Here is a 26,327-nt window from a genome sequence, read left to right as displayed (position 1 = left end):
GATCAGCATGGCCATGACCTACGACCTCATCCTGACAGGCGGAACGGTGGTCAACCACGATGGCGAGGGCCGGCGCGACATCGGCATCAACGGCGGGCGCATCGCCGCCATTGGCGATCTCGGCCGGGCTTCCGCCGGCGAGACGGTCGACTGCCGCGGTCTGCACGTCCTGCCGGGCGTCGTCGACAGCCAAGTGCATTTTCGCGAGCCGGGGCTGGAGCACAAGGAAGATTTGGAGACAGGCTCGCGGGCAGCGGTGCTGGGCGGCGTTACCGCAGTTTTCGAGATGCCCAACACCAACCCGCTGACCACCAGCGAGGCAGCCCTTGCCGACAAAGTGCGGCGCGCTTCCGGCCGCATGCATTGCGACTTCGCCTTCTGGGTCGGCGGCACCCGCGAAAATGCCAAGGATGTTGGCGACCTCGAACGGCTGCCGGGAGCGGCTGGGATAAAAGTTTTCATGGGCTCGTCTACCGGCGACCTTTTGGTCGAGGACGATGAGGGCGTCGCCTCGATCCTGAGGAACACGCGCCGCCGCGCCGCTTTCCATTCCGAGGACGAATTCCGGCTGCGCGAGCGGCTTGGCGAACGTATCGAGGGCGACCCGTCCTCGCATCCGGTATGGCGCGACGAGATTGCGGCACTTCGCTGCACCGAGCGCCTGGTGCGCATCGCGCGACAGGCCCGCGCGCGTATCCATGTCCTGCACATCTCGACCACGGAGGAAATCGCCTTCCTCGAGCGGCATAAGGATGTCGCGACCTGCGAGGCGACGCCGCATCATCTGACGCTGAGCGCGGATGATTACGCGCGGCTTGGCACACTGATCCAGATGAACCCGCCGGTGCGCGCATCGCGCCATCGCGACGGCATCTGGCACGGCATTCAGCAAGGTATCGTCGATGTGCTGGGTTCCGACCATGCCCCGCACACGCTGGCCGAGAAGGCAAAACCCTATCCGGCCTCGCCGTCGGGCATGACTGGCGTGCAGACGCTGGTGCCGATCATGCTGGATCACGTCAATGCCGGCCGGCTGACGTTGCAACGTTTCGTCGACCTGTCCAGTCACGGCCCGCAGCGCATCTTCGGCATGGCCAGGAAAGGCCGCATCGCCGCCGGCTATGACGCCGACTTCACGATTGTCGATTTGAAGCGCCGCGAGACCATCACCAATGCGCAGGCAGGCTCGAAGGCCGGCTGGACGCCCTATGACGGAAGGAAGGTGACCGGCTGGCCTGTCGGCACAGTCGTGCGCGGCCGGCGCGTGATGTGGGAAGGCGAGATCGTCACGTCAGGACAGGGCAGGGCGGTGGAGTTTTCCGAGGCGCTGCCGGTCTAGGCGGGCTTGGGGGCAGGGAGGGTAATTCCGCTCAATCCCCTGCGACGAAGAACGTCCACTGTCCCGCGGGCGTGATGCCGACGCGGTAGAAGATGTAGGCGCCGAACTGCTTCATGCTGTCATAGTCACCGGCGGTGACGATCTTGAACAGCTCGACCCGCTGCCTGGCGTCGAGCTTGTCCAGCGGCAGCGCGAAGAAATAGGGCCAGACATAGAGCTCCTGAGGCGTGCCGACATCGACATGGACATAGCCGGCACTGAGCACCTCTTCCAGGATGGCGAGAATCTCCTGGCCTTCCGTGTCGCCCGAAAGACCTTTCAGGAAGGTGATCGGGTCGCCTTCGATCTCGCTCAGCGACAATTGAGTCATCGTGTCGCCCTTGCCGATCAGCGGCCGGAGCCTTTCGATGTCGCCGCTCTTGCAGGCTTCGATCATCAGATTGTGCATGCGCCTGACCGGCTCCGGCAGCTTGCCGAGATCGTAGAGGACTTCGGGCAAGGGTTCATCCGGGTCGACATGCGGATTGGCCACGCCACCATCGTCCGCTGGGCCCTTTGGTTCGACCTGTTCCGGCTCATTGGGCGTCGTCGGCTGACTGGCCGAGGGCGGCGCCGTGCCGAGCGGGTCGGGCATCGGCACTGTAGTTCCGGGCGACGTGCCGTCATCGGCGGGTGGCACGACCGGTGAAGGAAGGTCCTCGCGCTTGATCTCACTCAGCGCATAAGCGGGGTTGAGGCAGAGTGCCAGCGGAACCGCGGCGAAAAAAGCGGCGAGCCAGATGCTGAGGACCAAGCCACGCGGCCGGCCTGCCATCAAAGAATTCACCGCCTGCCTCTCCATGACTTTCTGGACCCCTTACAGGCCCAGGCCTTTACAGATGCCAGCCCCGTAGGTGCCCTGGGCATGATGCCCAAGCGGCACGTCGTCGTCAAAGAGCTTGATGCCGGTTCAGTGCCGCAGACGTTCTGGTTCGAAAGCCCCAGCTATCACCTTTTCACGCATGCGGTCGAGCAGGGCAAGGGCCGAGGTCTCGCCATTGGCGCGCAGCATTTCACCGAAGGCGGTTTCAAGGGCGGCCTCCGCGATGATTTCCGGCTCGATTCCGGCCGAAAGCCCTTCCGCCCAGGCCTCGCTGTGGCTTTCCACGGCTGTCAGGCGCTTTTCTTCCCTGACCAGCGCGTCGATGTCGTTGACGCCATGTTCCATTTGCGATGTCCACCCTTTTCAAGCGGCGATCCGACAGATGCGGATCAGGCTTGGGCTGTCCCTTTGTTACATGCAGGTCAAGTAAGTACTTGTAAATACGACATTTCTAGGGTCGCCTCTGGCAAGGCTCGTCGCTTTTTGTAAACCTGCGTTCGATCCGATTCAAAACTTAGCCGATTAGGCCGGCGAGCGGGACGAAAACCTTCAGTTTGAGTTAATTCGACATCCGCGCGGTAACGTTTCGTTAATTCCGTTGCAGAAGTGCAACACAAGGATTGCACTAAGATGCCGCCGGACACAAGCAGGGAGACGTCAAGGTCAGTTGCCGTAGCGTGAGGCGATGTCGCGCGACAGCGTCTCGCCTTCCTTCATGTAGCGGCTGATGGCTTCGGTCGCCGAGGCGGTGCATTGCGTGTAGGTGCCGCCGAAGGAGCGATAGCCGCGGTTGAAGCTGGCAATAAAGCGGGCGCGCCGCTCCGGGTCCGGGTTTTCCGAAGCAATCAGCTTCTCCATCTCGACCCGCCACTGGTCGCCCTTCTCGCCGCACAGATTACGCAGGAAATGCAGCGATCCAAGCACCTCCGCCAGTCGCATCAACCCGGGCTCGAATGGGGCTTCGGCTGCCAGCGTTGGCCGCATCGCCGTGCTGGCGGCCAAGCATGCGGCAAGGAAAAGCGAGGCACGGATCATAAGGCTTTGTGGCGAAACAATTTGCCGTCTGCAAGGCGATTTTGAAGGTTACGCTCCCGCCTTCCTGAGCAATTCGTCGGCAACGGCAAACACCGAGCCGGCAAGCGGCATCGTCGTCATTTCGCTAAGCGTATAAAAGGCGGCAGTCTCTGCGTCGTCGCTGGCCAGCGCCTCGCCATCGGCATAGGTCGCGCCGAACACCGTCAACCGGTAATCGACCGGATGGTCCTCGTCGCTTCCGTCGATGTGGATTTCGCGCAGCGGCCGATAGTCGTCCGCGCGCAGGCCGGTTTCCTCCAGCAGTTCGCGGGCCGCTGCTTCCTCCAGCGTCTCGCCGGCCTCGACCTTGCCGCCTGGGAAAGCATAGAGGCCTTGCGAGGGCGGCCTTGCCCGCTTGACCAGCAGCACAGTGTTTCCACGCACGACGGCGACCGAGACTGCCGGAATGATCCTGCGTGTTTCCATGAGTTCCCGTTTGATAGACATAGCCCATTGTGGACCGGCCGTCGGTGAACAGCTTTAGCGGTTGCGAAAGGCATGTTCCATCGCCACTTTCACATGTCATCAGTTCGAAAGTTGATTTCATGTGCGGACGCTTTGCCTTGACCGCCACCCCGGACCAGACTGCCGCCTTCCTCGGGCTGACGGAACTGGAAGACTTTCCGGCCCGCTACAACATCGCGCCGACGCAGCCGGTGCTGATGACGCTCGCCGGTCCACCACTTGCGCCGGGTTCGAACCTGCCTGACCGACAGGCGATGCTGGTGCGCTGGGGGCTGATCCCCACTTGGGTGAAAGACACCAGGGAGTTTCCGCTGCTGTTCAACGCGCGCTCGGAAGGAGCGGTGGAAAAGGCCTCGTTTCGCACCGCCATGCGCCATCGTCGCGCTTTGGTGCCGGCCTCGGGGTTCTACGAATGGCAGCAAACTGGTGTCAAGAGGGGGCAACCGTACTGGATCAGGCCCAGGCATGGCGGGCTGGTCGCTTTTGCCGGGTTGATCGAGACCTATGCCGAGCCGGGCGGCTCGGAAATGGACACCGGTGCCATCCTGACCGTCCATGCCAATGCCGACATCGCACACATCCATGACCGGATGCCGGTGGTGATCCACCCGCAGGATTTTGCTCGCTGGCTGGACTGCCGCACGCTCGAGCCGCGCGACGTGGCCGACCTACTCAGACCGGCACAGCTCGATTTCTTCGAGGCTGTCCCGATTTCCGACCTTGTCAACAAGGTCGCCAACACTGGACCGGAGATTCAGGAAAGGGGCATCGTGGGGCCGGAGCCCGAGAAGGCCAGGCGCCAGAAGACTGGCGCGGACGACGGGCAGATGACTTTGTTTTAACAGTAGCGGCTGTTTGTTGGGCCGCTTCAACGCCCTCATTGCCGGCGCCCCATTTACTGGCGGCCGGCACGTCACATCAGGCGGCGCGCGGCGATGTGATCTTTTGCGCCGGCTTTTTCTTCTTCGCGGTGTGGAGAAGTGCGGCGACGATCGCGGCCGGGCCGATCGCCCGGTATTGGCTGGCAAGCGCCGGTTGCTTGGCGCTGGAGTCCTGCTTGGTTCGGGGCATTTTTCTCTTCCCTGGGTAACGTCTTCGTGTCCGGGTTTGCTGGTCGAATCCGACCAAATCGTGACATTTGGTGATCTAGCCGGCGAATGTTTCATGACTGTGCCGACATGTTTAATAAAATGTTTCACTGCGTCATTACCTGTGATCCAGCGACTCTTTTGCCGAAAGTTGCGACTTGACGGCAACACTGGGTGAGGCGATAAAGCCGCTCATGAGAACGTCTTTCGCCATTTGTGGCATTTGCATTATTGGCTAGCCTCGCGCTGGTCTGGACGTTTTCGCCTATCTTCCTTCTAGAGTGGACAAACGCCCCGGCCAGCAGGCTGGAATCTGACTGGCGTCTCGGCGCGAGAACGACTCCCAGCCCAAACAAAAGTATCGGACTGGGAAGGCACGAATGTCTGAAGCATCGAAGGGCCTGCGCCTCTACAACACGCTGACGCGGACGAAGGAAGATTTTGTTCCGATCGATCCGCGCAATGTGCGCATGTATGTCTGCGGCCCGACGGTCTACGACTTTGCCCATATCGGCAATGCGCGGCCGGTGATCGTCTTCGATGTGCTCTTCCGTGTGTTGCGCCAACTCTACGGCGAAAAGCACATCACGTATGTGCGCAACATCACGGATGTCGACGACAAGATCAACGATCGCGCCCTGCGTGATTTCGGCGGCGAGATTGCCGCGGGAAAACTGTCGCTGAACGAGGCGATCCGTCGGGTCACGGAAAAGACCGCCGACCAGTTCCATAGGGATGTGGCGACGCTCGGCTGCCTGGAGCCGACGGTCGAGCCGCGCGCCACCGAATTCGTCGAGCCTAGGCCAGACGGCAAGACCGACATGATCTCCTTGATTCAACGCTTGATCGAACGCGGCCATGCCTATGTTGCGGCAGGCGAAGTTCTGTTCGACACTGCCTCGATGCCGGACTATGGCCAGTTGTCGAAGCGCAATCTCGACGAACAGCAGGCCGGCGCCCGCGTCGCCGTCGATGCGCACAAGAAAAACCCTGGCGATTTCGTGCTGTGGAAGCTGTCCTCGCCGGAAGAGCCGGGCTGGGACAGCCCGTGGGGCAGAGGCCGGCCTGGCTGGCACATCGAATGCTCGGCGATGTCGGCGGCCTATCTCGGCGAGGTCTTCGACATCCACGGCGGCGGGCTCGACCTGATCTTCCCTCACCACGAGAACGAGATCGCCCAGTCGCGCTGCGCCCACGGCACCGAAACGATGGCCAAGGTATGGATGCACAACGGCTTTCTGCAGGTCGAGGGACAGAAGATGTCCAAGAGCCTGGGCAATTTCTACTCGATCAACGAATTGCTGGAGACGGAGACCTTTGGCGGCCGCAAATGGCCGGGCGAGGTGCTCAGGCTGGCGATGCTGATGACGCATTATCGCGAGCCGATCGACTTTTCCGTGCGCAAGCTGGAAGAGGCGGAAAATACGCTGCGCAAATGGAAACGGGCGGCGGATCTTGCGCCGGCGGCGGCAAAGCAATTGCCGGTGGACGTGGTGGAAGCCCTGTCGGACGATCTAGCAACCTATTCTGCGTTCCAGGTGCTGACGCAGTTGGCCGGCTCGGCTGTGGATTTCAATGCTGCTGCTGGCGGCAACGCTGGCGCAGCGGGCAACGATGCTGCCGCTTCGCTGAAGGCGGCGCTGTCGTTCCTCGGCTTCGACGTCGCGCCGGCCAAAGTTGATGAAGACGCCATCGCCAACGCGATCACCAAACGCCTGGCACTGATCGCCGCCGGAAACTGGGCCGAGGCCGACCGCATCCGCGAAGAATTGCTGGTGCAAGGCATCCAGTTGAAGGACGGCAAGGACCCCGTCACGGGCGAACGCGTAACCACGTGGGAGGTCAAGCGATGAGGATGGTGCCAAGCGCCCCCCTCTGGCCTGCCGGCCATCTCCCCCTCAAGGGGGGAGATTGGACGTTACTTCGGCTTTCGCCAATCGCCTACGTTGATGATTGGGCGCTGTCGGCGAAGCCGCCGATCTCCCCCCTCGAGGGGGAGATGGCCGGCAGGCCAGAGGGGGGCGCACTGCGATGACGCATTTCCCGGTACCCGCCAACAACCGCAGCAATGCGCGCAAGATGCGCAGGCCTATGACCGACGCCGAGCTGAAGCTTTGGAATGAGATTAGAGCGCACAGGCTGATGGGACTAGCCTTCAGGCGCCAGATGCCCATCGCCGGCGACATCGTCGATTTTGCCTGCCCCAGCAAGAGGCTGATCGTCGAACTTGATGGCTCCCAGCATGCACAGACGGAAGCTTCGGCATTAGATGCCACAAGAATCGCAAAGCTTGAAGCACTCGGCTGGACCAGCCTGCGCTTCTGGAACGACGACGTCACCCGCGACATCGACAACGTCTGCCAGCACATGATCATCGAGGCCGGCCTGGCTGGCGCTGAGATGCCGGCACACGAGCCAGCAAAGGAGGCAGTACCATGATCGACCATCTCGGCATCACCGTTTTCGATTTCGGCGTGTCGAAAGCCTTCTACGACAAGGCAATGGCGCCGCTCGGTGCCTCACTGCTCTACATGGTGCCGCAGGAATATACCGGTGGCGCCAAGGTCGGCGGCTATGGCCGTGACCGCCCGGTGTTCTGGCTGCATCAAGGCAAGGACAAGCCGAAGGACCGTCAGCACGTCGCCTTTACTGCGCGTAGCCGAGCCGAGGTCGATGCCTTCCACGCCGCGGCAATCGCCGCCGGCGGCAAGGACAATGGCGGGCCGGGCCTGCGTCCGCACTATCATGCGAACTACTATGGCGCCTTTGTCTTCGACCCAGACGGGAACAATGTCGAAGCCGTCTGCCATGCTTCGGAGTGAAGCGATGAGCCTGGACAACAGACCGGTCTACACAGGCGGCTGCCAGTGCGGCGCCGTGCGCTTCCGTATCGAAGGCGCGCTGGGTGACGCCTCCGTCTGCCATTGCCGCATGTGCCAGAAGGCAAGCGGCAATTTCTACCTGCCGCTGGTGTCCGTGCGCGGCGCAAAACTCGACTGGACACGCGGCGAACCCAAACACTTCCGCTCCTCCAACGCTGCATTGCGCGGTTTTTGTGCCGATTGCGGCACGCCGCTAACCTTCGAGGCGCCCGACGGCATCGCACTCGCCATCGCGGCCTTCGATGACCCGGAGGAGATCGCGCCGACGATCCAGTGGGGCACCGAAGCAAAACTCCCCTATGTCGATCACATCCACGAATTGCCCGGCGAGGACACGATGGCCGACGTCTCGTCGGCGTCCTATCTTGCCGATCTCGTCTCTTACCAGCATCCCGACCACGACACCGAACAATGGCCGCCGGAGGAAAGATCATGACCGAAACCGTTCGAACCGGCGGCTGCCAGTGCGGCGCCGTGCGTTTCCGCATTCGTGGGGCGCTCGGGCGCGCTTCCATCTGCCATTGCCGCATGTGCCAGAAACAATTCGGTTCCTTTTTCGGCGCGCTGGTGACGGTGCCGAAGGACGGCGTCGAATGGGTGCGCGAGGAGCCGAGCTATTTCCAGTCTTCGGTCAACATCGATCGTGGCTTTTGCAGCCGCTGCGGCACGCCGTTGACCTATCGGCAGCCCGGCGGGCTCGAGATCGCCATCGGCGCTTTTGACGACCGTTCCGACCTGGCGCCGCAGATCCAGGTCAACTACGCCGCCCGGCTGCCCTGGGTGGAGAAGATATTCGAGGCACCGGTCCATCACGATCCTGACTATTACAACCGGCAGGAATCGATCATCTCCTTCCAGCATCCGGATCACGAGACGGCCAATTGGCCGCAGCAGGGTCTGAAATTATGAGCAGTGAACTCCGTACCCTCTATCCGGAGATCGAGGCCTTCGAGTCCGGTATGCTGGATGTTGGCGATGGCCATCAGGTCTATTGGGAGCGTTCCGGTACCAGGGGCGCGAAACCGGCTGTGTTCCTGCATGGCGGACCGGGCGGCACCATTTCGCCGAAGCACCGGCGGTTGTTCGATCCGAAGCTTTACGATGTCATCCTGTTTGACCAGCGCGGCTGCGGAAAGTCGACGCCCAATGCCTCGCTCGAGGCCAACACCACCTGGCACCTGGTCGCCGACATCGAGCGCCTGCGCGAGATGTGCGGCTTCGACAAATGGCTGGTGTTCGGCGGCTCGTGGGGCTCGACACTGGCGTTGGCCTATGCCGAGACGCACCCCGAGCGCGTCAGCGAGCTAGTCGTGCGCGGCATCTACACGCTGACGCGCGCGGAGCTGGAATGGTATTACCAGTTCGGCGTCTCGGAAATGTTCCCCGACAAATGGGAGCGCTTCCTGGCGCCGATCCCTGAGGCCGAACGCGGCGACATGATGGCCGCCTATCGCAAGCGGCTGGTTGGTAGCGACCGCATGGCACAAATCGAGGCCGCCCGCGCCTGGAGCTTGTGGGAAGGCGAGACGATCACGCTGTTGCCCGAGCCGGAAACCAGCGGCCCGTTTGGTGAGGACGACTATGCCGTCGCTTTCGCTCGCATCGAGAACCACTATTTCGTCCATGCCGGCTGGCTGGAGGAGGGGCAGCTGCTGCGCGACGCGTGGAAGCTGAAGGAAATCCCCGGCACCATCATCCATGGCCGCTACGACATGCCGTGCCCGGCGCGCTACGCCTGGGCGCTCCACAAGGCGTGGCCGAAGGCGGATTTCCACCTGATCGAGGGCGCCGGCCATGCCTATTCGGAGCCGGGCATCCTCGATCGGCTGATCCGGGCGACGGATAAGTTTGCGGAGAAATGATCATGGGCCGCGAGCGCCTCTATCTCTTCGACACTACACTGCGAGATGGCCAGCAGACGCCGGGCATCGACTTTTCCGTTGAGGACAAGATCGCCATCGCCAAGCTGCTCGACGAGTTCGGCATCGACTATGTCGAGGGCGGCTATCCCGGAGCCAACCCGACCGACACCGCCTTCTTTGCCGAACGCCGCACGGCGCATGCCAAATTCGTCGCCTTCGGCATGACCAAGCGGGCAGGGATGTCGGCTTCGAACGATCCAGGCCTTGCCGTATTGGTCCAATCGAAGTCGGACGCCATCTGCTTTGTCGCCAAGAGCTGGGACTACCATGTCCGCGTCGCGCTAGGCTGCACCAACGAGGAAAACCTCGAGGCGATCAAGGCCTCGGTCGAGGCGGCGGTTGCCTCGGGCAAGGAAGCACTGGTCGACTGCGAACATTTCTTCGACGGCTTCAAGGCCAATCCCGATTATGCGCTGGCCTGCGCCAGGAGCGCCTACGACGCCGGCGCGCGCTGGGTGGTGCTGTGTGACACCAATGGCGGCACGCAGCCGTCGGAAGTGCGCGCCATCGTTGAGAAGGTCATCGCCTCAGGCATTCCCGGAGACCATCTCGGCATCCATGCCCATGACGACACCGGCCAGGCCGTGGCGAATTCGCTGGCCGCCGTCGAGGCCGGCGTGCGTCAGATCCAGGGCACGCTGAACGGCATCGGCGAGCGCTGCGGCAACGCCAATCTGATCTCGATCGTGCCGACACTGGCGCTGAAGCCGGCCTTTTCCAACCGCTTCGAGACAGGTATTTCGGCCGACGCTCTGACCGGCATCTCGCGCCTGTCCCGCGCCTTTGACGAATTGCTGAACCGCGCGCCGGAAGCGCAGGCGCCCTATGTCGGCGCTTCCGCCTTCGCCACCAAGGCCGGCATTCATGCTTCGGCGTTGGCCAAGGAGCCCGCCACTTATGAGCATGTGCCGCCGGAAGCCGTCGGCAACCGCCGCCGCGTCATGGTTTCGGACCAGGGCGGCAAGGCCAATTTCCTCGCCGAGTTGAAACGGCGCGGCATCGATATGCCGAAGGACGACCACCGGCTCGACGCGCTGATCGCTGTGGTCAAGGAGCGCGAGGCCGAGGGTTACGCCTATGAAGGCGCCGACGCCAGCTTCGAATTGCTGGCGCGCAAGATGCTGCACGGCCTGCCGGAATTCTTCAGCGTCACCTCTTTCCGCTGCATGGTCGAGCGCCGCTTCGATGCCAACGGCCAGCTGAAGACGGTTTCCGAGGCGATCGTCAAAGTGTTGGTCGACGGCGAAGAGAAGATGTCGGTGGCCGAAGGGCACGGCCCGGTCAATGCGCTCGACATCGCGCTGCGCAAGGATCTCGGAAAATTCCAGAACGAGATCGCCGACCTCGAGCTTGCCGACTTCAAGGTTCGTATCCTCAATGGCGGCACCGAGGCGATCACCCGCGTGCTGGTCGAATCGCATGACGGCACCGGCGCCCGTTGGTGGACGGTCGGCGTCTCAGAAAACATCATCGACGCTTCGTTCCAGGCACTGATGGATTCGATCGTCTACAAGCTGATGAAGAACCGAGAGATGGCCGGGCTGGTCGCAGCAGAGTGAAATTGAACCATCAGCGAAAGTCCATTGATCCATCAGAACTTTGCGATGGTCTTGGCACGGCGGCTGGCGCATAGCGTTGGGCCATGGCCACCGACGTAATTCAGATCGAGGCAGCCGCAAAGGCCCGGCGTGGCTTCCTGCTGGCCCTTGGCGCTTATCTCCTGTGGGGGCTGCTGCCCTTCTACATGAAGGCGGTCGCACATCTGCCGCTGGCCGAAGTCATCGCGCATCGCATCGTCTGGTCGGTGCCGATCGCAGCGGCCGTTTTGATTTGGGCCGGCCGCACGGCGGATTTCAAAGCCGCGGTACGTTCGCCGCGCATCATTTCGATGGCGGCGCTGACGGCGGTGCTGATTTCGGTCAACTGGGGCATCTATGTCTGGGCGATCGCGGTCGACCGCACCATCGAGACCGCGCTCGGCTACTACATCAACCCGCTTGTCAGCGTCGTTGTCGGCGCGCTGCTGCTCGGCGAACGGCTCGACCGGCTGCAGATCGCGGCGGTGTTGCTGGCGGCCATCGCGGTCGCGGTGCTGACGATCGACGCCGGCAAGCTGCCCTGGGTGTCGCTGGTGCTGGCGTTTTCCTTTGCCGCTTATGCCTTCTTCCGCAAGACGCTGCCAATTGGTCCGAGCCAAGGCTTTCTGCTTGAAGTGCTTTTGCTGTCGGTGCCGGCGCTCGGCTACATCGTCTTCCTCGTCGTCACCGGGCAGGACCATTTCGTCTCCAGTTCCCTGAGCGATACAGCGCTGCTGATCGGCTGCGGCCCGGTCACCGCCATACCGCTGCTGCTGTTTGCCTTCGGAGCCAAGCTGTTGCGCCTCTCCACCATCGGCATCATGCAGTATATCGCGCCGACCATTGTGTTCCTGATCGCCGTGCTGATTTTCGGCGAACCCTTCGGCAGCACCCAGGCCATCGCCTTCGGCCTGATCTGGACGGCGCTGGCGATCTACTCCTGGTCGATGTTTTCTTCGGCCCGCAAGGCCAGCGTTACATCCCGCGCCCCAGCCGCCTGACGAACAGGTAGACGACTGCCGCGACAGTCAGCGATAGCAACGACACCACCCAGAAGCCCATCGGCGTGTCGACCAGCGGCAGGCCGCCGACATTCATGCCGAACAGGCTTGAGATGATCGTCATCGGCAACAGCACCGCCGTCATCACCGACAGCATGTAGAGCAACTGGTTCGACTGCGTCGTCAGCTTGGCCATCAGTTCGTCCTGCAGGAGCCGGGCCCGTGCCTGCAATTGCTCGCCGTCATGATGCAATGTGTGGGCGCGGTGCGAAAGCCGCGCCGCCATGTCGTTGATTGCGTCGGGCAAATCGTTGCGATGCGAATGGTCGAGATGACGGAACAGGCTGGTCAGCGCCGCCATCTGCCGGTGGATCACCACCAGTTGCCGGCGCGCATCGACCAGCGCCTGCCGCTCATTGTGCCATGCATCACAGACGATGCGGTCCTCGATGCCGTCGAGCGTGTCGCCAAGGCTGCCGAGTTCCGTTGCCATTCCGTCGAGCGACTGGCCCATGACAGCCTCGATCAGTTCGGCGGGAGAGCGGAATTTACGCGACCCGTTGTCGATCGTTTTGCGGATATTGTCGACCGACCGGAGCGGTTGCTTGCGGCCGCCGATCAGCGTCGTGTCGTTGAAGGCGAAGCGGAAATGACCGAGCCCGCGCGCCTCCGCCGAATAGTCGTGGCGCAGGTCCGGCAGGTCGCCATGGAGCCAGTCGCCTTCGAGGTCGATGTGGCAGCCATGGCCGGCCGACAGGAAGGCATCGCGCACCGATGGCGGCAAAGCCTGATCGGCGGCGATCTCGTGGCGGGCGCGCATGTCGGAAAGCTGATAGCTGCGCCACGTCCAGTGTGCGGCGGCCGGGTCTTTGGTTCGCGCGCCTTCGGCGGTGAAATGATAGATGAAGAACAGCCCGTGCTCGTCGGGCAGGTAGGGTGACAGATCGCTGCCTTCCGGATTGAGAGCGATGTTCATGGTCGCTTCGCCAGGTTATCGATACGCGCCGCGCGATGGCGGCCGGGCGATGATCCCTAGCACGGGCGAACCCGGTTTCGTGTGACGGTTTCTTGACAGCCGATCGTAGGGCAGTAGGGCAAGTAGGGCAAGTAGGGCAGTAGGGGGGCCGTTCTCGGCAATTCACCTACTGCCTTACTGCCCTACTCCCTTACTCCCCTACATTTTGTCGATCACCGACTGCACACCTTCGGTCGGCGCATCGACTGACGATCCAGTGACCATGATGGCGGCGACGATCGCTTCCGGATCATCGACCACCAGCGGCTTGACCCGCTGCGCGGTGTGGATGAAACCTTCCGCCATCATATGGTCGAGCAGTGCCAGCATCGGGTCCCAGAAACCCCCGACATTGCCGAAGACGATCGGCTTGCGATGATGGCCGAGCTGCGCCCAGGTCATGATCTCGATGATTTCCTCCACCGTGCCGATGCCGCCCGGCAACGCCACAAAGGCGTCGGATTTCTCGAACATCGTATGTTTGCGCTCGTGCATATTTTCGGTGATGACGAGCTCGTCAAGCCGGTCAAGCGCGGATTCGGTTGCCTCCCTGTTGATCAGGAAGCGCGGAATGATGCCTGTCACCTTGCCGCCAGCCCGTAATGCGCCTTCGGCAACCGCTCCCATGATGCCCTTGGTGCCGCCGCCATAGATCAGACGCAGACCGGACTTGGCAATCGAGCGCCCGAGCAGGTGTCCGGCCTTGGCATAGGTTTCATCGCGGCCCGGCGATGAGCCGCAATAGACGCAGATGGATCGAATCGTGTTCATGAGATGATTGGTGATTGGGTCTTTATTCGTGGTCAAGCCCGGCGTGGGCTTTTTCTTGTCGGCCCCTTTTCTTGTCGGCCCGTTTTTCTTGTCGGTCTGGGCAAAACAGGCTAGACCGGCATTAGGTGGCTAAGGGCAGGGAAATATGGCAATTAATCCATTAAAGGCGTTTTTGTTCGCCGCTGGCGGTTCCGTCGCTGCGGCGGGAACAGCCTATTTGTCGGGCGCGCTAGACCCGTATCTCAATCGCACGCCGCCGGCGGAAGTGGCATCGGTGACGCCGCCGGTGGAGAAGCCGGCCCAGCCGGCGACCACGGGGCGGCTTCCCTCCGCACCGGCCACGGATACGACGGCGCCGCCGGCCACGGCACCTGCCGTAGCCGAGGCGATTGTTCCGAGCTTTGACGTCGTGCGGGTCGAAGGCAATGGCTCCATCGTCGTCGCCGGTAATGCGGCGCCCAACGCCAAGGTCGAAATCCTCAACGGCTCGACGGTCCTCGGTGCGACGGTTGCCGGTGCCGATGGCGCCTTTGCCATTGTTCTCGACGATCCGCTGAAGCCCGGCGACTACACGATCACACTGCGTTCGACGACGCCCGACGACGTCGTGAACCCCTCGGCGCAGACCGCCGTCGTCTCAATTCCCCAGAATTCGGCCGGCCAAGTTCTGGCTATGGTCGAGGAGCCGGGTAAGCCGTCCGAACTGCTGACCGTTCCCTCCGCCAAGACAAAGCCTGACGCGCCGGCTGCCGGCGACAAAGCGGCCGCTCCTGCTGCCGAGGACCCCGCTGCCGCTGCACCGGCCGCGCCGGCTGCTACGGCGCCGGCCACTCTCGAAGCTGCCCCCGCGGCTACGGAAGTGCCGGTCGCACCCGCAACACCGGCTGCGGGGAAAATCGTCGTCGAAGCCGTCGAGATCGACGGCAACAAGATCTTCGTCGCCGGTTCGGCCGAGCCCGGCCGCAAAGTGCGTGCCTATGCCAATGACATCTTGCTCGGCGACGCAAAAACCTCGCCCGACGGCCATTTCCTGGTCGAGGCGACGCGCGATATTCCGGTCGGCACCTACACCATACATGTCGACGCGCTCGATGCCGACGGGGTCAAGGTGGTGGCCCGTGCCGCCGTGCCGTTTGAGCGCGAGCCGGGAGAGACGGTCGCCGCCGTGGCGCCTGCCGAGCCAAAGCCGGCCGCGTCGGCAACCGAACCTGCCACGCCGCCTGCGGCCGCTGATGCGACGACGCCTGCGGCTCCTGCAACCGACGCGCCGGCCGATGCGGCGGCTGCCACGCCCCCGGCTGAAGTGCCCGAGACCGCGGCACCGAAGCTCGAACACGCTGACAGCGCCGTCATCATCCGCCGCCACGATACGCTGTGGCGGATTTCACGGCGCGTCTACGGCCAGGGTGTTCGCTATTCGACGATCTATCTCGCCAATCAGGACCAGATCAGCAATCCCGACCGCATCTGGCCGGGGCAGGTTTTCAAGGTCCCGGAAAAATCGAAAGAAGGCGAGCCCGCCGACCTCAAGGCGATGGGCGACCAGATCACGGCGGCGCCGATCAAGACTGAGTAGAAATCTTTTCTTTCTTTTGCTGTCTTGCGGAAACTTTGTTCATCGTCTATCGGCGATGGACGATGAATGCTCCCCTGATCGAGACGACCTGCGGCTTCGCCGATAGCCAGGCCGTGGCTGCGAAGCTCGCCGCGCTTTCGCACCCGGCGCGGATCGAGATCCTTAGGCATCTTTCGGCCAGCCGCTCCTGCTGCTGCCGGGAGGTCGTCGACCATCTCGACCTGGCACAGTCCACCGTCTCCCAGCATTTGAAGATATTGGTCGACGCCGGGCTCGTCCGCTACGAGCCGGACCGGCAACGCTCGCGCTATCGGGTCGACGGCGATGCGCTCGCCGATGTTTCCGCGTCGCTGGCCGCGCTCGTCAATTCCTGCTGCTCTGGCCGCTAGACCATGATCCCGAAAAGTGGAAGCCGGTTTTCGGAAAAGATCATGGTCAAACAATAAGAATACGAAGGCAATAAAATGGCCGAAAAAACCGTCTCTGCCGATTCCGGCTCGACCTTCAGAACATTACGCGACCTCTGGCCCTACATGTGGCCGGCCGACCGTGCCGACCTCCGGGCGCGGGTGGTGTGGGCGACCGTGCTTCTGGTCGTCGCCAAGCTGACCCTGGTTGCCGGTCCCTATTTCTTCAAATGGGCGACCGATGCGCTGGCCGGCGATGCCAAGTCGGTGCCGCCGCTGCCGGCCTTCCTGCTGGCGCCGGTCATGCTGGTCGTCGCCTATAATGTCGTGCGGCTGGTGCAGCTTGGTTTCAACCAGCTGCGCGACGCGCTGTTTGCCCGCGTCGGACAGTATGCGGTGCGCCAACTCGCCTTCCGAACTTTCGTCCACATGCATCGACTGTCGCTGCGCTTCCATCTCGAGCGGCGCACCGGCGGTCTGTCGCGCATCATCGAACGCGGCACCAAGGGCATCGAGACGATCGTCCGCTTCACCGTCCTCAACACTTTGCCGACCATCCTCGAATTCGCGCTGACAGCCGGCATCTTCGCCGTCACCTATGGCTGGAAATACGTGGCTGTGGTGGCGGTGACGGTCTGGCTCTACATCTGGTTCACGATCAGGGCGAGCGACTGGCGCATCGTCATTCGCCGCGACATGAACGACAGCGACACCGACGCCAGCACCAAGGCGATCGACTCGCTGCTCAATTTCGAGACGGTCAAATATTTCAACAACGAGAGCATGGAAGCCGAGCGCTTCGACCGCTCAATGGCGCGCTATGAGACCGCCGCCACCAGGATCTGGACCTCGCTCGGCTGGCTGAACTTCGGCCAGGGCATCATCTTCGGTCTCGGCACGGTCGTCGTCATGTGCCTTTCGGCGCTGGAGGTCCAGGCTGGCACGCAGACGGTTGGCGACTTCGTCTTCATCAACGCCATGCTGGTGCAGCTTTCGGTGCCGCTCAACTTCATCGGCTTCATCTACCGCGAAATCCGCCAGGGGCTGACCGACATCGAGCAGATGTTTGATCTGCTCGATGTCCCGCAGGAGATCGTCGACAAACCGGGTGCCAAGCCGTTGGTCGTCGACGCCGGCAAGGTCGAGTTCCGCGACGTGCACTTTTCCTACGATCCCAACCGCAAGATACTGAAAGGCATCAGCTTCGAAGTGCCCGCAGGCAAGACGGTTGCCATTGTCGGGCCGTCGGGCGCCGGCAAGTCGACCATTTCGCGGCTCCTGTTCCGCTTCTACGACATCCAGGGCGGCAAGATCCTGATCGACGGCCAGGATATTCGCGACGTGACGCAGGAGAGCCTGCGCGCGGCGATCGGCATGGTGCCGCAGGACACCGTGCTGTTCAACGACACCATCGCCTACAACATCCGCTACGGCCGCGTCGATGCCAGCGAGGAGGATGTCCGCAAGGCAGCCGAACTCGCCCAGATCGGGCCGTTCATAGAGCGGCTTCCCGACGGCTACCGTTCGATGGTCGGCGAGCGTGGGCTGAAACTGTCCGGTGGCGAGAAGCAGCGCGTAGCGATCGCCCGCACCATCCTGAAGGCGCCGCCGATCCTGATGCTTGACGAGGCGACCTCGGCGCTCGACAGCCATACCGAACAGGAGATCCAGGCAGCGCTCGATCTCGTCAGCCAGGGCCGCACCACCATCGTCATCGCCCACCGGCTGTCTACGGTGATTTCGGCCGACGAGATCATCGTGCTGCAGGACGGCCAGATCGCCGAGCGCGGCACACATGCCGCCTTGATGCGCAAGGCCGGCCTCTACGCCTCGATGTGGGACCGCCAGCGCGAGGCAACCGAGGCCGAGGAGCGGCTGCGTATAGCGCGCGAAAGCGACGAGCTCGGCGTCGTCGTCCGCCGCCGCCCCTCGGAGGTAAATTGAGGTGTCGAGAATGAGTTGATTTTTCCGCTTGACCTCAACTTAAGTTGAGATCGTAGACCGCCAATCGAAGGTGCACGGTGCGCCTGTTGCGGTCGGAGAGCGGAAATGGATCAGCTAAGTCAACAACATGGCAATGATAGCGTGTTCAGGGTCGACAAGTTCGTCGTCCCTAGCGAAGCCCGCGAAGAAATCATCGCAAAGGTCAGGATGACGCACGAATTGCTGCGCCAGCAGAAAGGCTTCGTACGGGATTTTCTGCTCGAGCAATTCTCCGGGCCGGGCGAGTTCAACCTCGTGACCATTGTCGAATGGGAAAGCCAGGCAGCTGTCGACAATGTGGTGCCGATCGTCAAGGCCGCGCATGAGCATATTGCCTTCAACCCGCAAGAGACGATCGCCCGGCTCGGCGTCAGGGCCGACATCGCCAACTATCATCGGATCCCTGGCGCCTAACCTCACGGCCATTCGGCACCCGGTTCGTTCTGCGGCTTCGCATTGCGATCCTTCGCGCCCCCTCTATCCTGCCAGCGGGACATAGGGGCGCTGTCCCATCGACGTCAGATGTCCCGCGGCCGCAGTGCGGCGGCCGGCCCGATTGCCGCGTTGCGGCCAAAGGGGCTTTCCGCTATTGAGGCCGAACCTGAAACAAGGGCTGCCCCCATCCCCATGGACCTCGTCGACACGATCAAGAAAACGTTGGTTCCGATCCATCGCGAAGGCTATCCGTTCATCGCGGCGTTCGCAGCGGTGACGCTTTTCCTCGGCTATTTCTCTTCGATCCTGTTCTGGATCTGCCTCATCCTGACGGCATGGTGCGTCTATTTCTTCCGCGATCCCGAGCGCGTCACGCCTGTCGACGACCGGCTGGTGGTGAGCCCGGCCGATGGCATCATCACTGCAGTCGGTCCCGCCGTGCCGCCGCGCGAACTTGGCCTCGGCGGTACCGAAATGACCCGCATCTCGGTGTTCATGGACGTCTTCTCCTGTCATGTGAACCGCTCCCCTGTGCGCGGCCGCATCACAAGGATCGAGCATCGGCCGGGCCAATTCCTCAACGCCGCGCTCGACAAGGCGAGTGCCGACAACGAGCGCAACGGCTTGGTCATAGATAGCCCCAACGGCACGGTGGCCGCGGTGCAGATCGCCGGGCTGGTGGCGCGGCGCATCGTCTGCTGGGCCGAGACCGGCGGCACGATCGGCATCGGCGAGCGCTTCGGGCTGATCCGCTTCGGCTCCCGCGTCGACGTGTTCCTGCCCTCGACCGCGACGCCGCGTGTCGCCGTCGGCCAGACCGCGGTTGGCGGTGAAACCATACTGGCCGAATTCGGCGGCATTGCCGCAACGCCGCTCGTGCGGGTGTCCTGAGCCGTGGGCGCGCCGTTCAAGAAATTCGAGGCGCATGGCAGCGGCGGCCCGCGGATCCATGAAATCCCGATGCGCATGGTGCTGCCCAACCTCGTCACCGTGCTCGCCATCTGCGCTGGCCTCTCCGGCATCCGCTTCGGCTTCGAGGGCCGTTTCGAGCCGGCAGTGGTGATGGTGCTGCTCGCCGCCTTCCTCGATGGCATCGATGGCCGCCTGGCGCGGATGTTGAAGGCGACGTCCAAATTCGGCGCCCAGATGGATTCGCTGGCCGACATCGTCAATTTCGGCGTAGCCCCCGCACTGGTGCTTTATGCCTTCCTGCTCGACCAGGCCGGCTCGCCGGGCTGGATCGCCGCGCTCCTGTTCACCATCGCCTGCGGGCTGAGACTCGCTCGCTTCAACGTGCTCGACGAAGAAACAGATCGCCCGAAGTGGCAGACCGAGTATTTCGTCGGCGTGCCGGCGCCGGCGGGCGCCGTACTGGTGATGCTGCCGCTTTATCTGTCCTTCTTGCGGCTTGGCCTGGAGCCATCCCGCCCTGCCGCCTTCATCGCCACCGGTTTCACCATTCTGGTTGCCTTCCTGCTGGTCAGCCGCCTGCCGGTCTATTCCGGCAAGAGCCTGAAGGTCCCGGGCGACAAGGTGCTGCCGATCATCCTCGGCGTCGTCCTCTACGTCCTGCTTTTGATGACCTACCCCTGGTACACGCTGACGGCGTCGGTTGCCGGATATCTGCTCTTCCTGCCATTCAGTGTTCGTGCCTATTCCAGGCGCGCGAAGCGCGAAGGCGAGAAGGTGCCGCCTTCAGACATCGGCTAACGGAGACCTGGCCGGGAACCTGTAGGCATTTTGACCGTTCTGACTCAGTGGCGAGGCGAGTGACCTCACGAACGCCTCGCGACCGATCTCTGCTGTGCCGGGCGCAGTACTAGGAGGGGAGCGAGAAAGAATGGCCGTCGTCCTTATCGGTGCGTTGCTCTTTGTCGCTGGCGTTGTGTACATGGCCGGCGCAGCACTGAGGCGCGGGCGGCTCAGCGATCCGGCACCTGTTCGCGCGGCGCCGGATCGCTCGAAGCTGGCAACGCCAGGCCCGACACTTGAGCCGCGGCGGCGCGGGCTCGCTTTCCTCGGCCTGTCGCAGAATTGGCCGGGCCTGCTGATGATGGCGGCCGGCGTCATCCTGCTGTTGTCGGTGGTGGTTCTCTAAGGCGTCAAGCTGCCGCGCTGAGCCCCAGTCGGTCGATCGCCAGTTTGCGGGTCGAGACATAGTCGGTCTTGCCTGAACCCAGCACCGGGATTTCCTCGACCTTGACGATGTCGTTCGGCACCATCAGATCGGCGGCACCTGCTTGCCTGCCGAATTTGCGCAATTCATCGGGATCGGCGTCATCAGCGGTGGTGACCAGCACGATGCGTTCGCCGCGGCGCTTATCCGGCACCGCCACCACCGCGTGATGCTCTTCCGGCCATAGCGACTGCACCAGCATCTCGACTGCGCCCAGCGAGACCATCTCGCCGGCAATCTTGGCGAACCGCTTGGCCCGGCCGCGAATAGTAATGAAGCCTTCGCGGTCGACGGAAACGATGTCGCCGGTGTCGTGCCAGCCGTCAAGCGGTTGCAGTTCGCCGGGCCGATCCGATGTCATGTAGCCCATCATCAGGTTTGGCCCGTCGAGCCACAACCGTCCTGCGCCGCTAATGCCCTCGATCGGTTCGAGTTTCATGCGCATGGCCGGCAACAGCCGCCCGACGGTGCCGTCGCGACCGTGGATGGCCGTGTTGACGGCAACGACGGGCGCTGCTTCGGTCAGCCCGAAACCCTCGATGATCTCGGCTTGGAAGCGCTCGCGGTAAACGCAGCGTGTCTCCGGCTTCACCGCCTCGGCGCCGGCGACGATGAAGCGCAGGCTGGAGAAATCGCCGTCCTTGGCGGTGCGCGCATAATTGGCGAGGAACGTGTCGGTGCCGAACATGACGGTCGGTCTCGCCTTGCGAGCGACCTCGGGGATCAGTTTGTAGTGGAGCGGGGAGGGATAGAGGAATAACTTCACTCCGGTGACCAGCGGCAGGATGGTGCCGCCCGTCAACCCGAACGAGTGGAACACCGGCAGCACGTTGAGCAGGATGTCGGCCGGCGAGATGGTGATCCGGGCCTCGGCCTGCATGGCGTTGGCGAGAAGGTTCCTATGCGACAGCACCACTGCCTTGGGCGTGCCCTCCGAGCCTGAGGTGAACAGGATCACCGCCGGTTTGGCTGCATTCTGCGGCTGCAATGGCCAGCGCCATAGCAAGGTGGCGGCGAGCTTGTCCAGCGCGGTCACGCTGGTCCGCACATCCTCCAGCCACAGCAGCTTGGCGCCACCTTCTTCCACCGCCGCAACGATGTCGGCGAGGCTGGCCTTGTCGATAAAGGCCCGCGACGAGATCACGGTGCGGATTTCCGCCGTGCGCACGGCGGCGGTGACGCTGGCCGGACCTGCGGTGTAGTTGATCATCGCCGCCACCCGGCTCGCAGACAACAGGCCAACGAGCGACAGCACGACGCCGTTGGCATTGGGCAGCAGCAGTCCAACCGCTTCGCCCGGCGCCGTCACAGCCTCGAAGCGGCGGCCCAGCACCCGCGCGCCTATGAACAGCTTTCTGTAATTCAGCGCGCCGCTGATTACGTCTTCGATAATAGGGTGCGAGGCGCCGACACGGTCGGCGGCGTCGCGTATGGCGAGAAACAGGCCGCGGTTAAGATCGCTGCCGAAAAGCCGGGCTTCAGCGAAACGGTCGAACAGCGCATTGGTGTTCGAGGACTGATCAGGGTTTCGCGCCACCAGCTCGGCGATGGTCATCGGCTCCAGCACGCTGATCGACAGGCGCGGAAACCAGCGCCGCGGCGCCTTGTCGGCTGGCGTCAGCGACAGCGGCAGAGCGCGCGCGCCGGCGACGAAGATCGGCACGATGCGGGCATCGGCCTGCATGGCGATACGGGTGACGGCGCGAAACAGGCGAAATGTCTTGATATCGGGTTCGACTGCATCCGGCAGATATACGGCAAGCCGGCCCTTGCCCTTCAGCACCCGCACCAGCCGGCGGCTGACGAAGACATGCTCGGCGTTGAAAGCGATGGTGCGGCCAAGCTCGCGCCAAGGTTCGAACCAGGGCGACCGCGCCGAGACCTCATCGAGGATGTGCAGCGTGTCTTCCGGCAACAGAGACAGCATCAGCGCCGGTTCAAGGCGCGACTGGTGCGAAATGACGTAGATGACCGGGGCGGCTGCGTTGCGGGCAATCTTGATGCGGTCGTCGGCAAGCCGGTAGGCGAGCCTGAATGGCACGTAAAGCAGCGCCTGCATGAAGCGCAGGCCGAGACGGAATTTTTCCACCACGCCGATCAGCAGCCAGGCCGCAATGAGGCCCGCAAGCAGCGCCAGTGTCAGGATCATGCCGCATCTCTCCCAACGATCACGTCGCGGCTCTTCCGACCGCTTCGGTGAGAACCTAGACGAAGTGGGGTCAAGGTCAATGCGGCTTCATTTCTGCCTTCTTCATCGGGAGAAGCGAAGGCAGCGGCTCACGCCGTCTTCATTCTCCCGCTGATGAAACGGAATTCCTGCGTCTTGCCGCCATAGCCGTAGGCGGCGGCCGGCACTTCATGCACGAAGGCGTAGCTTTCTTCGTGCACCTTGCCCAGCAGGCTGCCAAAGACTGCGAAGATCGCCTTGAGATAGGCTTCCAGCTCAACCTTGGTGTTGGTGCCGTCGACCACCTTGATGTCGAGCCAGAAGGTCTTGGTGCCATGCTCGGCCAGCGACTTGCCACCGGCGAACCAGTGATGCGGGTCGAGATAGGATATGGCGACCGCGGTGATGGTAGGATCTTTGCGCAGATGCGTGGCGGTCAGTTCGGTCACCTGCTTGGCGATAGCGGCGGACAAAGCGGCATCGGGGTTGCCGGTGACGCTGACATTGATGATCGGCATAATTTTCTCCTCGGGTTACGCGGCATCTCTTCGCCGTCAGGGTTCTTTGCCATCGCTCTTCCATTATGAAAATCGAATTGTTTTTGACGCACACTTTGACATAATCGAATTATGCAAACGCTCGACCCGGACCTCCTCAAAACCTTTCTCGCCTTTGTCGATGGCGGCTCGTTGGCGCAGGCGGCGTCAATTGTCGGCCGCTCGGCGTCGGCGGTGACCACGCAGATGCAACGGCTTGAGGATATTGTCGGCGAACCGCTTCTGGTGCCGCAGGGTCGAGGTCGCGGCTTGACGCCGGCCGGGGAGGATCTGGTCGGCCATGCCAGGCGTATCCTGGCAGCGCATCGTGAGGCGTGGCTGGCACTCAAGGGCGTGCGGGCCGACGGTCGCGTCGCCATCGGCACGACTCAGGATTTCGCCGACAGCGGCCTACCGGAGCTGCTCAGGGCCTTTGCCGCGAGCCATCCGCGCGTCAGGATCGAGCTGCGCGTCGGCCGCTCCGCCGAATTGGCGCAGGCGCTGCAAACCGGCTTCCTCGATCTGATGATCGCCATGCGACAGGCTCCGGCGCCGGACGAAGTCGGCGTGCTCCGCGAACCGATGATGTGGCTCTGCTCGCAAAGAGGTTTGGCCGCACGCCAGGACGAGCTGCCGCTGGCACTGCTCGATCCATATTGCGGCTTTCGTGAAGCGGCGATCGCGGCACTCGACACGGCTGGCCGTCGCTACCGCATCGCCGCCGGCAGTGCCAGCCTGGCCGGGCTGCGCACGGCGGTAAACGCCGGCATTGCTCTGACGCTGCGGACGGCGCGCTTTGCCCATTCCGGCATCGTCGAGGCACCGCGCGACCTTGGGCTGCCGCCGGTTCCCATCGCCGAGTTCGCCATCCGGCTGCGCCAGGATGCCGAGCCCCCAGCGCAGGATCTGGCTGCGCTTCTCAGCGATAACCTTGTCTTGGAGGGCCTACCAAGCTGAACGCTGGTAAGAAAAAGCCGACCTTGCGGTCGGCTGTAGGTTAGACGGGCCGAGGGGTTTGGGGGGACTTGGGGGTGACCCGTCGAACCACCAATGTCTGAACTCGATAATGGTTCCACCACTTTGCAAATTTATTTCGGAGGTCAGAGCGCCGCCTCGCGCTGCCTCGCCGCATGCCAGTCGCGCCCGGCATGGGCGAACACCGCGCAGAGCACGATGACGCCGCCGATCATGCTGGCGGCCGGCGGGATCTCGGCCAGGAACAGGAAGGCGAACAGGATCGCGAACGGCACTTCAGCCGAACCCAGCAGGCCGGATTCGGCCGCTGGAATAAGCCGCGCACCCTCCGTCCACAAGATCGAGGCCAGCGCGAAAGACGCACCGAAGGCGACGAGCAACACTGCATCTCTGGTCGAGATGGCTAGCGGGTCGGTGACGAACCAGCCGAGCACGAACAGGAGGAATGCCGACACCGCACCGGCCCACACCACAGGCGTGTCGCGGAAAGCGCGCACCATGATCATGTAGAGCGCGGCGCCGACCGTCATCAGCAGCGCCAGCCCGTCGCCGAACAGATTCCCGGTGCCGAAGCCGGACCATACCATGATCGCCACACCGCTGAGCGACACGGCGGCGGCGGCAAGCGTCTGCAGTCGGAAGCGCTCACGAACCAGCGCGAACGCCAGCAGCGCGGTGACGAAGGGTGCGGTAGCGTAGATGATCGCGACATTGGCGACGAAGGTGAATTTGAACGCCGAGATGAAGGCGATGCTGGCGAGCGCTCCTTCCACCGCCAGAAGCCAGCCGCGCCAGCCGAGGCGCAGGCTTTCACGCCTGCCGGAGCGGCGGCGGCGCCAAAGCACATAGAGGGTAATCAGGATCGAGCCGACGAAGCCGCGCCAGCAGGTGATGGTCAGCGGGTCTGCATGGATCGACTTGGTCAACACGCCGGTGAGGCCGAACACAGCTGCCGACGCCGAAACCAGGACGATGCCAAGGGTACGCTCGGCGGCAGTGTCGGTGGTGCCTGGCATGCTTAGAGACCCCGTCATATCACCCAGACTACGCTGCCTTGTCCTGACACCGTACTGTCAGCAGGAGGATTCCCGCATCCTACAACCGCTTGCGGAAATGTTCGTTGCCGATGATCAGCAGGCCGGCCGCAAAGATGAGCGCTGCGCCGAGGAACACTTCGTGACGCGGCACGTCGCCCCATATCGCGAAGCCGAGCGCGAAAGCCCAGACCAGCGAGGTGTATTCGAACGGCGCCACAATGGAGACCGGCGCGCGTTTCATGCCTTCGAAGAGCAGGCATTGCGCGACGCCGCCGAGTGCGCCGACGCTGATCAGAAGCAGCACCTGACCCCAGTCGGGCATCTGCCATAAAAGCAGGGCCGGCACCATCGAAAAGACCAGGAAGTAGAAGTTGTTGAGGATGAGCTGGATCATCGTACGCTCTGCCATCGCCGTCTTGCGCATGAGCACGATGGCGATGCCCCACAGCAAGGCGGCGGCCAGCACCAGCAGCACCGGCATCGACAGGCCGAGATTGGCCGGGTCGCAGGCGACGAAGACGCCGGCAAAGCCGATCAGAACTGCCAGCCAGCGCAACAGTGGCACTTTCTCGCCAAGCATGATCACCGAAAGCACGGTGACGATAATCGGCGCTGCGTAATAGATGGTGGTGAGCTCGGCCAGCTGCAGATGTCGGGCGGCGTTGTAGTAGCAGAGCCACGCCGCCAGGGTGAAGGCGCTGCGTACGAACATCGGCTTGACGATAGGCGAGCGCGCGGTGTCCTCGAACAGGCGGCGCCCACCAACTGCCGCGCAGGCGATCAGGATGGTCACGCTGCGGAAGAACATGATCTGCCAGACGGACATGCCGACGACCAGGAGTTTGATCGACGCGTCCTGCATCGAAAACATCAGGTAGGCAGCCCCCGTAAACAGGATGCCGGCGAGCACCCTTTCACGGGTTTCCAGGATGGCGATATCGGCCATTGGTTATGTCCGGCGGTTGTCGCGACAACGAGAATGTGGAGCCTGCCGGGCAGCAGGCACCCTACACGCTATACGGGCGAAGCCCTGCGCGGC

At 63.0% G+C, this 26,327-nt stretch carries 29 protein-coding genes; 18 read left to right on the top strand and 11 right to left on the bottom strand.

From position 1 onward, the window contains the following. Nucleotides 1–7: 7 nt before the first annotated feature. On the top strand, nt 8–1,339 hold the full coding sequence (locus ABID19_RS31665; protein WP_354494597.1) for a dihydroorotase: 1,332 nt from the start codon (nt 8–10) through the stop codon (nt 1,337–1,339). 31 nt (nt 1,340–1,370) lie between these two features. Here ABID19_RS31665 and ABID19_RS31660 read toward each other — a convergent pair whose 3' ends face one another. The 4 genes from ABID19_RS31660 to ABID19_RS31645 all read right to left on the bottom strand — a co-directional run bounded on the left by ABID19_RS31660 (nt 1,371) and on the right by ABID19_RS31645 (nt 3,701). Further along, the gene (locus ABID19_RS31660; RefSeq protein ID WP_354494595.1) at nt 1,371–2,165 is read right to left on the bottom strand and encodes a hypothetical protein; all 795 of its coding nucleotides are present in this window, start codon (nt 2,163–2,165) and stop codon (nt 1,371–1,373) included. 123 nt (nt 2,166–2,288) lie between these two features. Further along, the gene (locus ABID19_RS31655; protein ID WP_008874920.1) at nt 2,289–2,546 is read right to left on the bottom strand and encodes a hypothetical protein; all 258 of its coding nucleotides are present in this window, start codon (nt 2,544–2,546) and stop codon (nt 2,289–2,291) included. 318 nt (nt 2,547–2,864) lie between these two features. Beyond that, nucleotides 2,865–3,236 carry a TIGR02301 family protein gene (locus ABID19_RS31650; protein ID WP_354494592.1) on the bottom strand — a complete coding sequence of 124 codons (372 nt, stop codon included), beginning with the start codon at nt 3,234–3,236 and terminating at the stop codon, nt 2,865–2,867. Between the two features lie 48 nt (nt 3,237–3,284). Next, nucleotides 3,285–3,701 carry an NUDIX hydrolase gene (locus tag ABID19_RS31645; RefSeq protein WP_354494590.1) on the bottom strand — a complete coding sequence of 139 codons (417 nt, stop codon included), beginning with the start codon at nt 3,699–3,701 and terminating at the stop codon, nt 3,285–3,287. 119 nt (nt 3,702–3,820) lie between these two features. On the opposite strand from ABID19_RS31645, the gene ABID19_RS31640 reads away from it, so the two are divergent. Then, nucleotides 3,821–4,582 carry an SOS response-associated peptidase gene (locus ABID19_RS31640; protein ID WP_354494589.1) on the top strand — a complete coding sequence of 254 codons (762 nt, stop codon included), beginning with the start codon at nt 3,821–3,823 and terminating at the stop codon, nt 4,580–4,582. A gap of 76 nt (nt 4,583–4,658) precedes the next feature. Here the strand turns inward: ABID19_RS31640 and ABID19_RS31635 are convergent, their stop codons facing one another. After that, a complete protein-coding gene (locus ABID19_RS31635) occupies nt 4,659–4,811 on the bottom strand; it encodes a hypothetical protein (protein WP_352928940.1) in 153 nt (50 codons plus the stop codon). Between the two features lie 397 nt (nt 4,812–5,208). On the opposite strand from ABID19_RS31635, the gene cysS reads away from it, so the two are divergent. The 8 genes from cysS (at nt 5,209) to rarD (ending at nt 12,210) form a co-directional block, all read left to right on the top strand. Beyond that, nucleotides 5,209–6,681 (top strand): cysteine--tRNA ligase, encoded by a 1,473-nt coding sequence (gene cysS, locus ABID19_RS31630; RefSeq protein ID WP_354494587.1) that lies wholly within the window; start codon nt 5,209–5,211, stop codon nt 6,679–6,681. A 178-nt stretch (nt 6,682–6,859) separates the two neighbouring features. Beyond that, a complete protein-coding gene (locus ABID19_RS31625) occupies nt 6,860–7,267 on the top strand; it encodes an endonuclease domain-containing protein (RefSeq protein WP_354494586.1) in 408 nt (135 codons plus the stop codon). Next, the gene (locus ABID19_RS31620; RefSeq protein ID WP_354494585.1) at nt 7,264–7,650 is read left to right on the top strand and encodes a VOC family protein; all 387 of its coding nucleotides are present in this window, start codon (nt 7,264–7,266) and stop codon (nt 7,648–7,650) included. Before ABID19_RS31625 ends, ABID19_RS31620 begins: the two co-directional genes overlap by 4 nt. Nucleotides 7,651–7,654: 4 nt before the next feature. Next, nucleotides 7,655–8,146, top strand: a complete 492-nt coding sequence (locus tag ABID19_RS31615) for a GFA family protein (protein ID WP_354494583.1) — start codon at nt 7,655–7,657, stop codon at nt 8,144–8,146. Beyond that, nucleotides 8,143–8,619: a GFA family protein gene (locus ABID19_RS31610; RefSeq protein WP_352928934.1), complete on the top strand. Its 477-nt coding sequence runs from the start codon at nt 8,143–8,145 to the stop codon at nt 8,617–8,619. Before ABID19_RS31615 ends, ABID19_RS31610 begins: the two co-directional genes overlap by 4 nt. After that, nucleotides 8,616–9,572 (top strand): prolyl aminopeptidase, encoded by a 957-nt coding sequence (gene pip, locus ABID19_RS31605; protein ID WP_354494581.1) that lies wholly within the window; start codon nt 8,616–8,618, stop codon nt 9,570–9,572. The genes ABID19_RS31610 and pip overlap by 4 nt, the downstream gene beginning before the upstream one ends. A gap of 2 nt (nt 9,573–9,574) precedes the next feature. Further along, nucleotides 9,575–11,191 (top strand): citramalate synthase, encoded by a 1,617-nt coding sequence (cimA, locus tag ABID19_RS31600; protein WP_354494580.1) that lies wholly within the window; start codon nt 9,575–9,577, stop codon nt 11,189–11,191. Between the two features lie 83 nt (nt 11,192–11,274). Then, on the top strand, nt 11,275–12,210 hold the full coding sequence (gene rarD, locus ABID19_RS31595; RefSeq protein ID WP_354494578.1) for an EamA family transporter RarD: 936 nt from the start codon (nt 11,275–11,277) through the stop codon (nt 12,208–12,210). On the opposite strand, the gene ABID19_RS31590 is transcribed toward rarD, so the two are convergent. Next, entirely contained in the window at nt 12,185–13,186 is a 1,002-nt protein-coding gene (locus ABID19_RS31590; protein ID WP_354494576.1) for a transporter, read from the bottom strand. The genes rarD and ABID19_RS31590 overlap by 26 nt on opposite strands. A gap of 198 nt (nt 13,187–13,384) precedes the next feature. Then, nucleotides 13,385–13,996, bottom strand: a complete 612-nt coding sequence (locus ABID19_RS31585) for an LOG family protein (RefSeq protein ID WP_352928928.1) — start codon at nt 13,994–13,996, stop codon at nt 13,385–13,387. A gap of 145 nt (nt 13,997–14,141) precedes the next feature. Here ABID19_RS31585 and ABID19_RS31580 point away from each other — a divergent pair, with 145 nt between their 5' ends. From ABID19_RS31580 to ABID19_RS31550, 7 genes are all read left to right on the top strand, one after another. Then, nucleotides 14,142–15,572 carry a LysM peptidoglycan-binding domain-containing protein gene (locus ABID19_RS31580; protein ID WP_354494574.1) on the top strand — a complete coding sequence of 477 codons (1,431 nt, stop codon included), beginning with the start codon at nt 14,142–14,144 and terminating at the stop codon, nt 15,570–15,572. Between the two features lie 62 nt (nt 15,573–15,634). Beyond that, entirely contained in the window at nt 15,635–15,961 is a 327-nt protein-coding gene (locus tag ABID19_RS31575; RefSeq protein ID WP_354494572.1) for an ArsR/SmtB family transcription factor, read from the top strand. Nucleotides 15,962–16,036: 75 nt separating this feature from the next. Beyond that, on the top strand, nt 16,037–17,923 hold the full coding sequence (locus tag ABID19_RS31570; RefSeq protein ID WP_354494570.1) for an ABCB family ABC transporter ATP-binding protein/permease: 1,887 nt from the start codon (nt 16,037–16,039) through the stop codon (nt 17,921–17,923). A gap of 105 nt (nt 17,924–18,028) precedes the next feature. Then, on the top strand, nt 18,029–18,376 hold the full coding sequence (locus ABID19_RS31565) for an antibiotic biosynthesis monooxygenase (RefSeq protein ID WP_354494568.1): 348 nt from the start codon (nt 18,029–18,031) through the stop codon (nt 18,374–18,376). A 108-nt stretch (nt 18,377–18,484) separates the two neighbouring features. After that, nucleotides 18,485–19,288, top strand: a complete 804-nt coding sequence (locus ABID19_RS31560) for a phosphatidylserine decarboxylase (RefSeq protein WP_354494566.1) — start codon at nt 18,485–18,487, stop codon at nt 19,286–19,288. Between the two features lie 3 nt (nt 19,289–19,291). After that, the gene (gene pssA / locus ABID19_RS31555) at nt 19,292–20,107 is read left to right on the top strand and encodes a CDP-diacylglycerol--serine O-phosphatidyltransferase (protein WP_354494564.1); all 816 of its coding nucleotides are present in this window, start codon (nt 19,292–19,294) and stop codon (nt 20,105–20,107) included. A 130-nt stretch (nt 20,108–20,237) separates the two neighbouring features. Further along, on the top strand, nt 20,238–20,495 hold the full coding sequence (locus tag ABID19_RS31550; RefSeq protein WP_354494563.1) for a hypothetical protein: 258 nt from the start codon (nt 20,238–20,240) through the stop codon (nt 20,493–20,495). A gap of 4 nt (nt 20,496–20,499) precedes the next feature. Here ABID19_RS31550 and ABID19_RS31545 read toward each other — a convergent pair whose 3' ends face one another. Continuing rightward, nucleotides 20,500–22,722, bottom strand: coding sequence for an AMP-binding protein (locus ABID19_RS31545; protein ID WP_354494561.1), 2,223 nt, complete (start codon nt 22,720–22,722; stop codon nt 20,500–20,502). 128 nt (nt 22,723–22,850) lie between these two features. After that, nucleotides 22,851–23,258: a tautomerase family protein gene (locus ABID19_RS31540; protein ID WP_354494559.1), complete on the bottom strand. Its 408-nt coding sequence runs from the start codon at nt 23,256–23,258 to the stop codon at nt 22,851–22,853. Nucleotides 23,259–23,369: 111 nt separating this feature from the next. Between ABID19_RS31540 and ABID19_RS31535 the strand changes: the two genes are divergently transcribed. Continuing rightward, the gene (locus tag ABID19_RS31535) at nt 23,370–24,233 is read left to right on the top strand and encodes a LysR substrate-binding domain-containing protein (protein WP_354494558.1); all 864 of its coding nucleotides are present in this window, start codon (nt 23,370–23,372) and stop codon (nt 24,231–24,233) included. Nucleotides 24,234–24,376: 143 nt separating this feature from the next. On the opposite strand, the gene ABID19_RS31530 is transcribed toward ABID19_RS31535, so the two are convergent. Then, nucleotides 24,377–25,267, bottom strand: coding sequence for a DMT family transporter (locus ABID19_RS31530; protein WP_354494556.1), 891 nt, complete (start codon nt 25,265–25,267; stop codon nt 24,377–24,379). A 79-nt stretch (nt 25,268–25,346) separates the two neighbouring features. After that, nucleotides 25,347–26,234 carry a DMT family transporter gene (locus tag ABID19_RS31525; RefSeq protein ID WP_354494554.1) on the bottom strand — a complete coding sequence of 296 codons (888 nt, stop codon included), beginning with the start codon at nt 26,232–26,234 and terminating at the stop codon, nt 25,347–25,349. Nucleotides 26,235–26,327 lie beyond the last annotated feature (93 nt).

The organism is Mesorhizobium robiniae (assembly GCF_040545535.1).
GTDB lineage: Bacteria > Pseudomonadota > Alphaproteobacteria > Rhizobiales > Rhizobiaceae > Mesorhizobium > Mesorhizobium robiniae.
The sequence above is the reverse complement of the archived record's forward strand: the minus strand, read 5'-3'. Positions and strand labels throughout refer to the sequence as shown.

What these genes read in the sequence shown, in the direction of transcription:
- cysS (WP_354494587.1), top strand. Translation starts at nt 5,209, where the DNA reads ATGTCTGAAGCATCGAAGGGCCTGCGCCTCTACAACACGCTGACGCGG.
- ABID19_RS31645 (WP_354494590.1), bottom strand. Translation starts at nt 3,701, where the DNA reads ATGGAAACACGCAGGATCATTCCGGCAGTCTCGGTCGCCGTCGTGCGT.
- ABID19_RS31535 (WP_354494558.1), top strand. Translation starts at nt 23,370, where the DNA reads ATGCAAACGCTCGACCCGGACCTCCTCAAAACCTTTCTCGCCTTTGTC.
- ABID19_RS31570 (WP_354494570.1), top strand. Translation starts at nt 16,037, where the DNA reads ATGGCCGAAAAAACCGTCTCTGCCGATTCCGGCTCGACCTTCAGAACA.
- ABID19_RS31650 (WP_354494592.1), bottom strand. Translation starts at nt 3,236, where the DNA reads ATGATCCGTGCCTCGCTTTTCCTTGCCGCATGCTTGGCCGCCAGCACG.
- ABID19_RS31585 (WP_352928928.1), bottom strand. Translation starts at nt 13,996, where the DNA reads ATGAACACGATTCGATCCATCTGCGTCTATTGCGGCTCATCGCCGGGC.
- ABID19_RS31655 (WP_008874920.1), bottom strand. Translation starts at nt 2,546, where the DNA reads ATGGAACATGGCGTCAACGACATCGACGCGCTGGTCAGGGAAGAAAAG.
- ABID19_RS31610 (WP_352928934.1), top strand. Translation starts at nt 8,143, where the DNA reads ATGACCGAAACCGTTCGAACCGGCGGCTGCCAGTGCGGCGCCGTGCGT.
- ABID19_RS31615 (WP_354494583.1), top strand. Translation starts at nt 7,655, where the DNA reads ATGAGCCTGGACAACAGACCGGTCTACACAGGCGGCTGCCAGTGCGGC.
- ABID19_RS31530 (WP_354494556.1), bottom strand. Translation starts at nt 25,267, where the DNA reads ATGCCAGGCACCACCGACACTGCCGCCGAGCGTACCCTTGGCATCGTC.
- ABID19_RS31590 (WP_354494576.1), bottom strand. Translation starts at nt 13,186, where the DNA reads ATGAACATCGCTCTCAATCCGGAAGGCAGCGATCTGTCACCCTACCTG.
- ABID19_RS31565 (WP_354494568.1), top strand. Translation starts at nt 18,029, where the DNA reads ATGGATCAGCTAAGTCAACAACATGGCAATGATAGCGTGTTCAGGGTC.
- ABID19_RS31525 (WP_354494554.1), bottom strand. Translation starts at nt 26,234, where the DNA reads ATGGCCGATATCGCCATCCTGGAAACCCGTGAAAGGGTGCTCGCCGGC.
- ABID19_RS31575 (WP_354494572.1), top strand. Translation starts at nt 15,635, where the DNA reads ATGAATGCTCCCCTGATCGAGACGACCTGCGGCTTCGCCGATAGCCAG.
- ABID19_RS31540 (WP_354494559.1), bottom strand. Translation starts at nt 23,258, where the DNA reads ATGCCGATCATCAATGTCAGCGTCACCGGCAACCCCGATGCCGCTTTG.
- ABID19_RS31640 (WP_354494589.1), top strand. Translation starts at nt 3,821, where the DNA reads ATGTGCGGACGCTTTGCCTTGACCGCCACCCCGGACCAGACTGCCGCC.
- pip (WP_354494581.1), top strand. Translation starts at nt 8,616, where the DNA reads ATGAGCAGTGAACTCCGTACCCTCTATCCGGAGATCGAGGCCTTCGAG.
- ABID19_RS31625 (WP_354494586.1), top strand. Translation starts at nt 6,860, where the DNA reads ATGACGCATTTCCCGGTACCCGCCAACAACCGCAGCAATGCGCGCAAG.
- rarD (WP_354494578.1), top strand. Translation starts at nt 11,275, where the DNA reads ATGGCCACCGACGTAATTCAGATCGAGGCAGCCGCAAAGGCCCGGCGT.
- ABID19_RS31635 (WP_352928940.1), bottom strand. Translation starts at nt 4,811, where the DNA reads ATGCCCCGAACCAAGCAGGACTCCAGCGCCAAGCAACCGGCGCTTGCC.
- ABID19_RS31665 (WP_354494597.1), top strand. Translation starts at nt 8, where the DNA reads ATGGCCATGACCTACGACCTCATCCTGACAGGCGGAACGGTGGTCAAC.
- ABID19_RS31560 (WP_354494566.1), top strand. Translation starts at nt 18,485, where the DNA reads ATGTCCCGCGGCCGCAGTGCGGCGGCCGGCCCGATTGCCGCGTTGCGG.
- cimA (WP_354494580.1), top strand. Translation starts at nt 9,575, where the DNA reads ATGGGCCGCGAGCGCCTCTATCTCTTCGACACTACACTGCGAGATGGC.
- ABID19_RS31545 (WP_354494561.1), bottom strand. Translation starts at nt 22,722, where the DNA reads ATGATCCTGACACTGGCGCTGCTTGCGGGCCTCATTGCGGCCTGGCTG.
- ABID19_RS31620 (WP_354494585.1), top strand. Translation starts at nt 7,264, where the DNA reads ATGATCGACCATCTCGGCATCACCGTTTTCGATTTCGGCGTGTCGAAA.
- ABID19_RS31580 (WP_354494574.1), top strand. Translation starts at nt 14,142, where the DNA reads ATGGCAATTAATCCATTAAAGGCGTTTTTGTTCGCCGCTGGCGGTTCC.
- ABID19_RS31550 (WP_354494563.1), top strand. Translation starts at nt 20,238, where the DNA reads ATGGCCGTCGTCCTTATCGGTGCGTTGCTCTTTGTCGCTGGCGTTGTG.